Source organism: Vibrio sp. La 4.2.2, from assembly GCF_027586995.1.
In the GTDB taxonomy this organism is placed as follows: domain Bacteria; phylum Pseudomonadota; class Gammaproteobacteria; order Enterobacterales; family Vibrionaceae; genus Vibrio; species Vibrio mediterranei.
Genome location: NZ_JAPPTJ010000005.1, coordinates 233610 through 246197 on the forward strand (window position 1 = coordinate 233610; position 12588 = coordinate 246197).

The 12588-nt window shown below is 44.7% G+C and carries 10 protein-coding genes; 7 read left to right on the forward strand and 3 right to left on the reverse strand.

Features of this window, described 5'->3' with window-relative positions:
* The first annotated feature begins 417 nt into the window (after positions 1-417).
* From OH456_RS13095 to OH456_RS13105, 3 genes are all read left to right on the forward strand, one after another.
* The gene (locus OH456_RS13095; RefSeq protein WP_270033637.1) at positions 418-1353 is read left to right on the forward strand and encodes a bifunctional enoyl-CoA hydratase/phosphate acetyltransferase; all 936 of its coding nucleotides are present in this window, start codon (positions 418-420) and stop codon (positions 1351-1353) included.
* Positions 1354-1389: 36 nt separating this feature from the next.
* Positions 1390-2454: a butyrate kinase gene (gene buk, locus OH456_RS13100; protein ID WP_270033638.1), complete on the forward strand. Its 1065-nt coding sequence runs from the start codon at positions 1390-1392 to the stop codon at positions 2452-2454.
* Between the two features lie 80 nt (positions 2455-2534).
* A complete protein-coding gene (locus tag OH456_RS13105) occupies positions 2535-3911 on the forward strand; it encodes an aldehyde dehydrogenase (RefSeq protein WP_006072975.1) in 1377 nt (458 codons plus the stop codon).
* A 74-nt stretch (positions 3912-3985) separates the two neighbouring features.
* Here the strand turns inward: OH456_RS13105 and OH456_RS13110 are convergent, their stop codons facing one another.
* Positions 3986-4867: a LysR family transcriptional regulator gene (locus tag OH456_RS13110; protein ID WP_270033639.1), complete on the reverse strand. Its 882-nt coding sequence runs from the start codon at positions 4865-4867 to the stop codon at positions 3986-3988.
* Between the two features lie 364 nt (positions 4868-5231).
* Between OH456_RS13110 and OH456_RS13115 the strand changes: the two genes are divergently transcribed.
* Positions 5232-6476: an MFS transporter gene (locus OH456_RS13115; RefSeq protein ID WP_270033640.1), complete on the forward strand. Its 1245-nt coding sequence runs from the start codon at positions 5232-5234 to the stop codon at positions 6474-6476.
* A gap of 58 nt (positions 6477-6534) precedes the next feature.
* On the opposite strand, the gene OH456_RS13120 is transcribed toward OH456_RS13115, so the two are convergent.
* Positions 6535-7707 (reverse strand): DUF1887 family protein, encoded by a 1173-nt coding sequence (locus tag OH456_RS13120; RefSeq protein WP_268679309.1) that lies wholly within the window; start codon positions 7705-7707, stop codon positions 6535-6537.
* Positions 7708-7916: 209 nt separating this feature from the next.
* Positions 7917-9908, reverse strand: a complete 1992-nt coding sequence (locus tag OH456_RS13125; RefSeq protein WP_038229553.1) for a methyl-accepting chemotaxis protein — start codon at positions 9906-9908, stop codon at positions 7917-7919.
* A gap of 417 nt (positions 9909-10325) precedes the next feature.
* Between OH456_RS13125 and hinT the strand changes: the two genes are divergently transcribed.
* The 3 genes from hinT (at position 10326) to OH456_RS13140 (ending at position 12549) form a co-directional block, all read left to right on the forward strand.
* A complete protein-coding gene (hinT, locus tag OH456_RS13130) occupies positions 10326-10676 on the forward strand; it encodes a purine nucleoside phosphoramidase (protein ID WP_006072981.1) in 351 nt (116 codons plus the stop codon).
* Positions 10677-10753: 77 nt separating this feature from the next.
* The gene (locus tag OH456_RS13135) at positions 10754-12157 is read left to right on the forward strand and encodes a COG3014 family protein (protein WP_270033641.1); all 1404 of its coding nucleotides are present in this window, start codon (positions 10754-10756) and stop codon (positions 12155-12157) included.
* A complete protein-coding gene (locus OH456_RS13140; RefSeq protein WP_006072983.1) occupies positions 12157-12549 on the forward strand; it encodes a YcfL family protein in 393 nt (130 codons plus the stop codon). The genes OH456_RS13135 and OH456_RS13140 overlap by 1 nt, the downstream gene beginning before the upstream one ends.
* The last annotated feature ends 39 nt before the right edge of the window (positions 12550-12588 follow it).

The following is a 12588-nucleotide window of genomic DNA, read 5'->3' on the forward strand; positions in this document are numbered from 1 at the left end:
AATCCATAAATGCCACTAATAAAGGCAATAACCAGTAATTGTTACCTATTCGCTCTAAAGTAAATTACTCGGTTACTTTGTAGTGTTACCTAAGGCTAGGACAGTAAAAAGTCTATTTTTCTACGCGAAAATATAAGTTGTTTTTGTGATGAAGATCGCCAGTTATAGCCCTGGTTGATACTTCATTGTTTTAATTATTCATCGTCAAATCATTGTTACCGTAAAACGGTCAAAAAACCTGACTCTGAGTGAAGTTTATTTCGACGATACCTGAGATAGATTAATTCCATCCTTTGAAAGGGTTAAAAATAGTCTCAATTTATTGCTCCACAATAATTGATTACTCCCTTTGATGAATATTTATCGAAGATAAAAAGAAGGTTGTTTCCTTCTTCTTAATTAAAAGGTATCGCCCCTATGTACAATAAAGATTTCTTTATTCAGCAAGCTAAAAAGTTCGGCAAGAAGCAACGTATGGTTGTTGCGGCAGCGCACGATGATGCAACGCTTGATGCAGCAAACAATGCATTCCAAGAAGGCATGGCAGACGTCATTCTTGTTGGTGAGCGCGCGTTAATTAACGAAGCAGCGGCGAAAGCAAATGTTGACCTAGCCAACTTTGAGATCATCGAAGCCGACGGTCTTGAAGCAATTGCAACCGCATCAGTTTCAGCTATTGCAGAAGGTAAAGGCGACCTACTAATGAAGGGTCTTATTGACACTTCTGTTCTACTTAAAGAAGTCCTAAAGATAGAGCACGGCCTTCGCACTGGTAATGTACTTAGCCATGCTGGCGTTCTATTCAAAGAAGGTGGCGACAGCTTCCACGTATTTACCGACGCAGCGATGAACATCATGCCTACGCTTGAACAAAAAGCGGGCATCATCAAAAACGCTGTAAGCCTAGCGCACTCTGTAGGTATCGAAGAGCCTAAAGTCGCTAATCTATGTGCGAAAGAGAAGCCATACGACAAGATGCCAGCGACGATGGACGCGGCAGAGCTTCAAAAAATGAACCAAAACGGTGAAATCGAAGGTTGTATCGTTTCTGGTCCTATCTCTCTAGATATCGCGGTATCTCAGTACGCTGCAAACCTAAAAGGTTATGAGTCTCCAGTAGCGGGCAACGCCGATATCCTAATGGTTCCAAACATCGAAGTAGGCAACGTGTTTGCGAAAGCACTTCAGTACATGGCTGGATTTAGCATGGCGGGTGTTCTACTTGGTGCTCGTATTCCTGTTGTTCTTGTGTCTCGCGCTGACGGCGAAGCAGAGAAGACAGTCTCTATCGCGCTTGCTTGTTCTGTTGCTGCAATGAGCCAACAGAAAACAGCCGCAGAAGCGTCTGCTTAATCATAAATAGCAATAACTAAATTAGGTTTATAAGTGATGAAAATTCTAGCTATCAACCCTGGCTCTACCTCTACAAAAATCGGTGTTTTCGAAGGCACTACTGAGCTGTTCGAGAAAACACTACGTCACAGTGCTGAAGAGTTGGCACCGTTTGGCGCGGTTGTTGCTCACCAGAAAGAATTCCGTAAAGAAGCGATCCTAGCGGCACTAGAAGAAGCTGGTGTTAAAGCGTCTGAACTAGGTGCTATTGCATGTCGTGGCGGTGTTCTTAAGCCAATCGCTGGTGGTACTTACAAAGTTGACGATGCAGTCATCGCTGATCTTCTTGAAGCACAAATTCAACACCCAGCAAGCCTCGCAGGCATCATCGGTAAAGAGATTGCAGACGAGAACGGTATTGAAGCGTTCTTCACTGACGCACCAGTGACTTATGAGTTATCTGAGCTAGCTGCTTTCTCTGGTCACAAAGCCATTAAACGCAAAGGTCGTTTCCATGCGCTTAACCAGAAAGCGATCGCTCGTCAGTTTGCTGAACAGCAAGGTAAGAAATACGAAGACGTGAACGTTATCGTGTGTCACATGGGTGGCGGTATCACAGTTGGTGCTCACATGGGCGGTCGTACTGTTGACGTAAACGACGCGGTTTCTGAAGGCCCTTTCACTCCTGAGCGCTCTGGTGATCTGCCAACTCGTGAGCTAATTGACATCTGCTTCAGCGGTGAGTACACGCATGCTGAGATGAAAGCATTCATCCAAGGTAAAGGCGGCGCCTTTAGCTACACAGGTAGCATTGATATGCGTGAAATCGAAGAGAAAGCGGAAGCAGGAGACGCTGAGTTCAAACTAGTCACTGATGCAATGGCTTACCAAGTGTCTAAGCAAATCGCGGCAATGGGCGCGGTATTCGGTGGTGAGAAAGTTGATGGAATCCTGCTAACAGGTGGTATCGCTTACAGCAAATACATCACAGCTGAAATCACTAAGCGCGTTGAGTTCATTGCTCCGGTAACTAAGTTCCCAGGTGAAGTTGAACTAGAAGCACTTGTACTAGGCACACTGCGTGTGGCTAACGGCGAAGAAGCGGCGAAAACATACGCTTAATGAATTAAAGATTAGGGCAGGTCATCAACCTGCTCTGTAGAAGTGGCTCGCCACTGAATACTTTACAGAAGGTAATTAAAATGTCATTCGATATCAATAACGCACAAGGTGTATTCGAAACTGTTGAAGCAGCAATCGAAGCAACTCACAAAGCTCAAGTTGAATTCTACGCTAACTCTACCAAAGAAGGCCGTGAAGCTATCCTTACTGCGATCCGTGGTGCGGTTCTAGCTAAAGCTGAAGACTTCGCGAAAATGGTACGTGAAGAAACTAAACTAGGTCGTGTTGAAGACAAGATCGCTAAGCACCAACTAACTGCTGCTAAGACTCCGGGCACTGAAGTTCTAGAAACTAAAGTATGGTCTGGTGACAACGGTATCTCTCTAGAAGAGCGTGCACCATACGGTGTTATCGGTGCTGTTACTCCTGTAACTAACCCAACTGAAACTATCGTTAACAACGCTATCTCTATGCTAGCGTCTGGTAACGCGGTAACGTTCAACGTTCACCCATCTTCAAAAGTTGTTTCTGCGGTAATGATTGACATGATCAACAAGACTATCGTTGCAGCAGGCGGCCCAGCTAACCTAGTTACTATGGTTAAAGAGCCTACGCTAGAAACTCTTAACGAAATCGCTAAGTCTCCACTAGTAAACATGCTAGTAGGTACTGGTGGCCCAGGTCTAGTTAAAGCAATCCTACAATCTGGTAAGAAAGGTGTAGGCGCTGGCGCGGGTAACCCACCTGTAATCGTAGACGCTTCTGCTAACTTAGACCTAGCTGCGGCAGGCGTTTACGGCGGTGCATCTTTCGATAACAACCTACTATGTATCGGTGAGAAAGAAGTCTTCGTTGAAGATTCAGTAGCTGACGAGTTCCTAGCTAAGTTAGAAGCAACGGGTGCTTACGTTCTTTCTGCAGAAGAAGCTGAGAAGCTAACTGCACAAATCCTAACTATGGATGAAATCGATGGTGCTAAGCCATGTACTGCGCAAGAAATTGCTCGCGTATGGCATCCAGTTAAGCAACACGTTGGTCAAGACGCTGGTGAGATCCTTAAGTCTATCGGTGTTGAGTCTGAGACTCGTCTAGCGGTTATGGTTGTTGAGAACGACCACCCACTAGTACACGTTGAGCAAATGATGCCAGTACTTCCAGTTGTTCGTTGTGCGAACATCGACGAAGCTATCGAACGCGCTGTTGCTGCGGAACGTGGTAACAAACACTCTGCATGTATCTACTCTGGCAATATCGAGAACGTAACTAAGTTCGGTCGTGCTATTAACACAACTATCTTCGCACACAACGGTCCAACACTATCTGGTGTAGGTTACAACGCTGAAGGTACTTCAACGTTCACAATCGCTGGTCCAACTGGTGAAGGTATTACAAACGCGTACTCGTTCACTCGTGCACGTCGTTTCGCAATCGCTCAAGGCGGTCTGCGCATCGTTTAATCGATTTACCCCAATCGAGAAACGAAAAAGCCGAAGCATTTGCTTCGGCTTTTCTCGTTTATGGAAGCGGATAGTTAAAACAAGTCGTAGATACCTTCTTCGATGCCATCGATCAGTGCTTGTCTTGTCTCTACCGCATGATCGTTCGGGCGTGACATCTCGCCAAAGCTCTCAAAATACATGCCGTTCGGATGCTTCACGACCACTAAATGTTCTTGGCGTAACTCTTGTTTTACCAATGTCTCAGGAATGATCGCCCAACCTAAATTATCGATAACCGCATCCAATACTTCTTGGTAATTAGAAAAGCTCATTGTGCTACTCGAAATGGGGCGAAAGTCTTGATGAATCTCTTCAAACAGGTGAGAAAGCACGATTTGCCGGTGGGCACTGATGTCGGTACTGGTTACGTTGGTGAGTTTAGCCAACTCATGCTTAGGGGAACATACCGCCATCATTCGAATACGATGCAGAGCACGAACCTTAACTTGAGGATCATCGCCTGAGCTAAAGACCAAACCATAGCCAAGATCTACGTGATTTTCGCGAACGAGTGTCGGGATATCGGCACTGGAGGCTTTGATTACGGTCAGGGAGACATGTGGAAATTCATCAGACAAAGCAACAAGTTGTTTTCGCCAGAATGAAGACGGTAGTGTGTCGTCATAGGCGATGCGTATTTTGTCACTGTCACCTTGTCGAAACTGCTCGGCTTTTGAGTACAGACTTTCTGCCATATTGAGGATGTTTCGACAATCGGGCAGTAAAGCAGTTCCCGCGTCATTTAATACCAGACGATTACGAGTCCGTTCAAACAGTTCTACACCCAATTCATCTTCTAAACTGGATAGCGCCATACTTAGTGAGGTGCGCGTTTTACCCATAATATTAGCAACTTTGGTCAATGAACCATGCTCTGCAGTTAACGCAAACACTCTAAGTTTGGTGAGATTCATAAGGCAAACTCCTACCTTAATAATTAGCGGCAAAGTATATACCCAACACGACTGGGTAGATGACAACTATTCTTTCTGTCAGCATGATTAGAGTATAACAAACTTGACGCTGAGAGAAGTGTGGGCTTAACACTGGAGGCTTTGGGCTATTACGACTTTGTAGGTAGGCTGATATTATCATCACTATAAATAAGCCCAGTATTTTTATGGTTAACAACGGGTCAAACAGAGTGTTTACTCAGTTGATAATTTACCTAGATTTGGCGTGGGCTAGCTATTCGCTCAGTAGAAAACGGATCTTTTTGCTGTGGTTTAATTTATTACCCACAACACTAAGGGTAATGATCTATTGAGGTCTGTGATCATGTTGAAAAAACTTGGCTTAGAGGGCTGGTTTGCCGCGCACTTTGCTTATGGCATTGTGCAAATCGTGTTTATTCCTATGTTAATGCCTTCCTTTATTCTTGCTCGTACTGGTAGTGCGACTCAAGCGGGTCTGGCAATGGCTGTATTTGGTATGGCGGGTCTTGCCGCTCCAATTATTGGAGGCCTCGCTGATAAGTACAAAGCGCATCGACATGCACAGCTTTTCGGTATGATCTGTTATCTGCTTGCTGGGACAAGTTTTGTCGTCGCAGGTGAAAGCTTTCCATTGATGTTAATGGGTGCTGCATGTTTCGGTGTTGGCTCAGCTATTCTTCTTATGCTCAACCCTGTTTTTATTACGTTTGCGGGCTACGATACAAAAACTGAAGCGATGAAGCTTGGCCGTATGGCTCAAACGCTTATCATTGGTGCTTTATTATCTGGTGTAGCCTTGGCATATATCACTGATTTAGGTTGGTCTTACGAACAACGTTTTGGCGTTATGATGGCGATTGTTGCTGTGCTGTTGGTTATAACCATGTTTACCAATAAAGCCGCAGCTCAACGAGTACTGGATAACGCTGAGGCGAGTGCCGAAGCGGATATCGGTGGCAAAGAAGACGTTGGTCTAGCAAAATCACTATTCTCAAATTTCGGTTTGTTCCTACTTGCCGTTGGTTTGCTATGTGCGGGACAAGGGGCATTTCAGGCTCAATATCCGAACTTACTAGAAAACGCTTACGGTGTCGCGCAATCTCTCTCTGCTGCTAACCTATCGGTGGCGTCAGTTGTGGGCCTGTTTATCTTAATCGCGGCTGAGCGCTTTGTGGCACGTTACGGCAACCTTAGCTTGTTCAAAGTGTCAGCGATTGCTTCTATCGTCGTGATTGGTTTGCTTTACGTGATAGCTGAAGCCGGAATGAGTGTGCACTACATTATTACCCTAGGCTTGTTCCTGATTTATCTGCAAGGTATCACTATTACCGATATGATTTCACCAGCGATTGCTGCTCGCTTGACCGTAGTAGGTGGCGGTCTGACTCAAGGCTTAATGATGTTCTTCATCTCATTAGGTTTTGCTGCTGGTAGCGTTATCAGTGGTGTTGCTGTAGATGGGTTTGGTTGGGCGGCGTTGCCATTTGCTATTTTAGCCCTGACGATTGCTGCATATGTATGTATTGTCATTGTTGGCGCGAAACACAAAGCGTCGGTAAAGCATAAGCAGCAACAAGCTGCAGCGTAAACGCAAAATCAAAGTAAAAAAGCTTGGCGATGGCCAAGCTTTTTCTGTTTCTATCTGCTTAAGAAAGGTGAGCTTTCTCATCGATACCGCCGGCACCTTTAAACCATTTGGTTAGATGCAGTTTTAGATCCTTCAACTCATCCGGTCCAATAAGTGCTAAGCCAAGATCTTCTGCACGAGTAATATCGTTGTGACGTAGCGGTCTAAAACTAACCAACATGGCACGGGCTTGCAGACCACCTAACAAGTCACGCAGCGATTCCAGTTTGTATAGAGTGTCGTCACCATCGTCGCGCATACCTTTGGTCTTACATTCAATAATATGCAATTTATTGTTTACAACGGATGCGACATCCAGTTCGTTGCGAACTTCTCGCTCACCAAGCTGACGGTATACTTGAACATTCAAAGAACGGTCTTGAATGGTCGGTAAATCGTCTTGGATTTGTTTGACCGTGCTATGAACTAGGTTCTCTAACCATTCCCCATTGGAAAAGCGACGTGCATCTTCACTGATAAAGGTTAAAATGCCGTTGTCATAAGTCGCTATTTCAGATTCTACCAAATCGCTAAGTAGCATATTGAGTTCGCGATAACCTTGTTGTTTTTCGGAAAGCTCAACATCGAGTTTCTGTTCTTTTCGGCACGTGGTTGCCAAGTAGTTTAGCGTCGCTAGACCCGGACCTAATTCCAGTGCGTTACTCGCCCATTTTTCACCCAGCTCATAAAGTTTTTTGTCAAGTTGTGGGGGAAGATCGTAGTCAGTAAATTCACCACGAGCACCAAAAATCGTGAGGTAATCACCAATGGTGATATGATCTTGTACCTGCGCATCAGTTGCGCCTTCCGGGTATAACCAGCACATCTTATCGCTGTTCGGTTCAACAACGAAGATTGGCCAATGGAAGGTACGGAATACTTCATAGACAGAAAGCAGTCGATGTCTTAAGCCGCAACTGGCATTCAATTTAACTTCGACATTCTTTTCTTTAAGTTGCTTAGCTAAACCGAGAATGGATTGTTTGATAACAGACGTATTGACGATATTGGGAATTTCATAAAATTCTGCAGTAATGTCGCGCTCCGCCAATACTGAGCTCAAACGCTCATACATTTCAAATTGGGATTCGTCACCAATAAAGATGATGTGACGACTAACGGTTCGGTCATCCAGTAAAGGAGTTACCAAACGAATGGGATCTTGATCAATTATGCCTACGTGAACGGCCATTATAGCTTCCTTCAACTATTGGCTTGCTGAAGAAAATGAGAGCATGACATTCGTCATTGATATCGAAACTTGGGCTTTCAAAATCAAAGGTCATGGAAAAGTGAAGCAAGCCATAATTCAGATATAATGCCGTTACTTGTAAAAAACAAGAGCAGGTCTCAACGAAACCTGCTCTTCAGGGGAGAATTTACGCGTTTCTTACACGAAAACTAAAGTTTGAAGCGGTGTACTAGTTCACTTTGCTGATTGGCTAGGCTAGTTAAGCTTTCACTTGTTGCCGCGATTTGCGACATGGCTTGATAGCTTTCATCGGCGATATGATTGATTTCTTCGATGTTTTTAGCGATATCTACGGTAGTTTCACTTTGCTCGCCTGCGGCTTGAGAAATATGCGTACTCATTTGGCTGATTTCGATGATCAACGCTTGTATCTCTTCCATGGCTCCATTAGCGGTAGAGGCTTGCTCAACCGATAGTTCCATATCCTTCATACAGCTTTCAATGACTTGTCCTGCACTCTTAGAGCTGGTTTGTAAGTTACTGATCATAGTTTCGATTTCAGTGGTAGATTCAGTGGTCTTCTGAGCTAGTACGCGAACTTCGTCTGCCACCACTGCAAACCCACGTCCTTGCTCGCCTGCACGTGCTGCTTCAATAGCAGCATTGAGGGCGAGTAGGTTGGTTTGCTCAGCGATGTTGCGAATGACATCTAAAATGCTGCCAATTTGGCTGCTCATCTTCTGAAGTTCGCCAACCGCTTCAACCGATTCATTAAGACGAAGCTCCAACTGATTGATGGTACTGATATTGGTACTCATGATTTGACGACCAGATTCAGAGGCCGATTCGACTTGATGTACCTTCTCTAACGAGTTTTGCGCACTGTTTGCCACTTCCTGTACTGAATGAGACATTTCGGTCATTGCCGTCGCGACGTTAGCGGTTTGCTCACGCTGCGCACTAAGTTGGCTTTGCGCACTCAAAGACGTGCTTTGGTTGTTGCTTGCAGTATCAGTGAGGTTGTCCGATGCATCATTCAGTTTGACCAACACGTTGTGCAGGCTGTCTGCAAGCGTATTAATGTGGTTGCCTAGACGGCGGAACTCATTGTTGTATTTCACTTCAATGCGCTGCGTCATGTCGCCTTCGGTTAAGCTTTCTAGTGTTTTGAGTGTGCTGTTCAGTGGTTGACGCACACTTTGCGCAATGTGGTAACCAATACCGACTGCAATTAAGACAACGACCACACCTATACCAATGGCTTTTATTACGCCTTCGTCATAGATAGTGCCTGCTTGTTCAAGGGATTGGTTTAGATTGGCTGTCGCAGTTTCGGTGAAGCCGTTAAGTGTCGCCATCGCACCGTCTACTTCCAGAGCTAGGTTTTCGATGTTTTGATACAGAGCGGCTCTGGCGATCAAATAATTATTATGTTGGTCTAGCACGCCACCTTTCTGGCCGACATCTTTGGTAAATTGTTCCACAGAGCTCTCAAACACTTTCTTCAACTCTGGCATTTGTGTAACTAAGCCGCGGTAAGCATAGTTGAGGTGAGTGACGGCTTTGCGGTTTTTATTAACGGCTTCTTGAACGAAGACGGTGTCGCTACTGGCTAGTGCATCTGAAGTGATGAGTTCGGCGTCTTTTAGTTTGATAAAGTAACTTTTTGCCATCACTTTGACAGAAATACTCGAAGCGTCATCTACATACTCTTTCATACCAACAGAAAGGTCTGAGTGGAGTTTTTGGAATCGTCGTGTGGATAGTTGAACCTGTTCTTGAGCTGAGAACATGGATTGGTAGTTATCCATTGCTTCTTGAGCTTCTTCGCTATAGCGAGCTTGAACCTCTCGCAGTTCTCCAATTCGGTTTTCTAGCTCAGGGAAACCAGCACTCGCGCTAGCGAGTTGTTCTAAGTCACGACCAAACTCTTCCATTGAAGCGGAAAACTCTTCGCGACGGATAGTCATTCTTTCTTCGTTCTGCGTTGTGAGGAAATCTTTGAAGGATTTGTCCGCAGACAATAATTGCACACTGGTTTGATTCGAAAGAGAAACTAACGGGAGAGAGGACTTAGAAACAGAACCAAAATACTGATGAATTTGGTTCATGCCACTGAGCATAATCATGATGGTGATAACAAAAAGAATGACGATGAGCGTGAACCCGGCGTACATCCTCCGTATAACGGAACCCTGCATATATCTCTCCCTAGTGATGTTGCAGCAATACAAAAATCATACAAAATTTAACTGGACGCTTTACGCTAAACCTTGCACTATCCGTCCACTCGTAACATCAGGTCGGAATTGAGGTTTGGCGCTTTTGTCTCTTTATCGTTACAAATAACAAAAACTGAAATATATATGACTTGTCGTGCTACGTTTTATGACGCACTCGTCAAAAATGTAATAAAAGCCAAGGTTTTGTCGTGAAGTGTTATCTCAAAAAAAGTACTTCTAGCGAGATAGAGGTTGAGAATCGAATAATAGTGAAAACAACAAGCTATGTTGGCTTTGCTTTAAATTGTGATTCTATAGACCTTAGTGCATACTCTAAAGTAAGTATGTGCTGGCGATCCTGTGTCAGTATTATTGGTTTGGTAATTGGAGAACTTCATGGCTGAAGAAACCATTTTTAGCAAAATTATTCGTAAAGAAATTCCTGCCGATGTGTTGTATCAAGACGATCTTGTTACCGCATTTCGTGATATCAATCCGCGTGCTCCAAGCCACGTGTTGATCATTCCAAACAAACTGATTCCCACTGTTAATGAAGTTGAAACTGATGATGAAGCAATGATGGGACGTATGTTCACCGTTGCAAGGAAGATCGCCCATGATGAAGGTATTGCAGAAGATGGCTATCGTTTGATCGTCAACTGTAATTCTCACGGCGGTCAAGAGGTGTACCATATTCACATGCATCTCGTTGGTGGTCGCCCACTTGGCCCATTGTTGATGAGCTAATTTCGAGAGGCTTTGGCAACTTAGTACTAACGTAATTGTCAAAGCCTCACTAAAGGTATCTATTCTCTTCAAAACATATGTTAATACGTAGCGTTAAACACGCACTCATCGTCGTACTTGCTGCATCACTTACCGCTTGTGCGGGACTAAGTGCAGGTAATCTGTTTAGCCACTATACCCAGCAGAATACGGTGGTGTATCAAGCGGTGAAAACTGGCCAATATGAAAAAGCGCAGGCTGCATTGCCTCAGGCTGAAGATGTCGTTGCGGGTGATATCTTGGATAATTTTGAGCGCGGCAGGGTCGAGTTCTTAAACCAATCCTATCCGCAAAGTAAGTCAGCGCTTGAAGTCAGTGATAAGGCCGTTAGAGTCCAGCAAGATAAGGCGCTTATTTCTATTACTGATACTGCGACTAGTGTTGGCGCTTTAGCGGTCAATGACAATATAACTGAGTATGTACCGCCAGATTATGAGCTCGGTTATTTACACCTATATCTAGGGCTCAACTATATTCAAAAAAACGACCTAGAGGGTGCTCTGGTTGAGGTGCGCCGAGCAAATCAAGTTCAACAGCGTGCTCGCCAAGCGCGAGAGAAAGACTTACGTTCTGCTGAAGCTGAAATGAAGCAAAAGGGGTTATCACCTAATCTAGGGTCGGTGTTGTCGCGTTATCCTGATGCGGGAAATCAACTGAAAGCGATTCAAAATGGCTATTTGTTGTTTTTGTCAGGCTTGATGTACGAAGCTTCAAATGACCTCAATGGGGCCTATATTGACTATACTCGCGCACTTGCTGTTGCACCAGATAACGAAGCCGTTATCGACGCGGTAATTCGTGTGGCTAAACGCTCAAGTCGTAACCAAGATCTTGCGAAGCTTAAAAAGCAATATGGTGATCGACCAGGTGTTAAAGCTGGTGAAGGTCGTGTCATCCTGCTCGAAGAGCAGGGGGTTGTGAGCGCCATGCAATCTTGGAATCTGACTTTGCCTGTTTATGACAGCCAAGGTAATACTGCGTTGTATACTGTGGCACTGCCGTATTATGTTCCAGCAGTGACGCCTAAATTTTCGAATATTATGTTGGATGGTAAGCCCCTGAAGTCGGATGAATTAGTGGATACTAATTTAATGGCGCAGCAGCAGCTTACCGAGAATATGCCGACCATCTTGTTGCGACAAGCACTGCGCGTGTATGCCAAAGACCAAGTTCGTAAGAGTACGGCGAAAGACGATGATGTCGGTAACCTTATCTTCAACGTGTGGAACACCTTGACGGAACAGCCTGATACTAGGAGTTGGCAAACATTACCGGGTGTCGTGAACGGTGCAAGTCAAATCGTTAAAGCGGGCAGCCACAAAATGACGTTAGATGGTCAAGACTATACTTTTGATGTGAGAGACAGACAAACCACTTTGGTTTGGGTGTCGCGCCAGGGCGGCAATGCCACCATTTGGCATAAACAATTAGGAAGAATGTAATGAAAAAATGGTTAGTGAGTATTGGTGTGCTGTTGACGCTGTTTGGCTGTGCTTCAAGTAAAACCTCAGGGATCAAAATCGAAGGCCAAACTCAGGCTGTGCTTTATGGTGACGCACAAATGGGTAAAAAATTCTCTATTGATGATATTTCGACCATTGATACCAATGGTCATGCGAGAGGCGTGGTGCGATTGTCTAATACGACATCTACGGACCAAATCATCCAATATCGATTCTATTGGTATGATGCGCAAGGACTCGAAGTAAATACTAAACAAGCCCCTTGGAAAAGAGCCATCTTACGCGGTGATGAAACTATTACCCTATCTGAGGTGTCTGTAAATCCTAATGGTAAAGAATTCCGTGTGCAATTGCGCGGAGCGGATGAGTAATTTCCACCCGTTGGAAAGTAAGTAAGACTAAGGAAACAA